Source organism: Haloferax profundi (assembly GCF_001469865.1).
GTDB classification, from domain to species: domain Archaea; phylum Halobacteriota; class Halobacteria; order Halobacteriales; family Haloferacaceae; genus Haloferax; species Haloferax profundi.
In genome coordinates this window covers 1-488 of sequence record NZ_LOPV01000266.1, presented here as the reverse complement: position 1 = coordinate 488, position 488 = coordinate 1, and the positions used below count along the sequence as shown (strand labels likewise).

At 53.1% G+C, this 488-nt stretch carries 1 protein-coding gene; it reads right to left on the bottom strand.

Annotation, left to right across the window (positions count from 1 at the left end):
- Positions 1–155: 155 nt before the first annotated feature.
- Positions 156–488, bottom strand: a 333-nt coding sequence (locus tag AUR66_RS22005; protein WP_197409758.1) for a hypothetical protein, incomplete at its 5' end; no start/stop codon positions are given.

Below are 488 nucleotides of genomic sequence, written 5' to 3'. Positions count from 1 at the left end.
AAACAAGGTGGTAGTTCGTCAGCCAGCGTCGGTACCCCTTTTGTTCTTCAGTCCACCCGAACTCTGGCCGGCCCTCAAAGTCTGTCTCAAGCTCGGATTCAATCTGCGAAACCCCGACGAATTGATCGACACCTTGGGAGAGATGAAGGACGATATCACCAACCGATGCTTTCACGCATCGTGGCGTAGATATCTCCACCTCCCTTGTCTTGGGTTGGAGAGTAAATGGCATTCCCAAGCTCCAGTTCTCCTTGCTTTTTGTACTTTCTCCCCTCAACTGAGGTCTTCTCAATCCAGACGCGTGGCGGTGTGTCCATTGTCTCGTTGAAGTCTGTGAGCTGGCCTTGCTGGGGACTAATGTCTTTGAGAAGGCCCTTCCCGTAGTCTGTCAGTTCGTACGTCCCACCTTGTTTCATGACTGCTTCGAGTGCTTGGAGCCACTCGACGTGGCGTTCGACGACGTCCCATGGGAGTTGGTAGTCGGGATA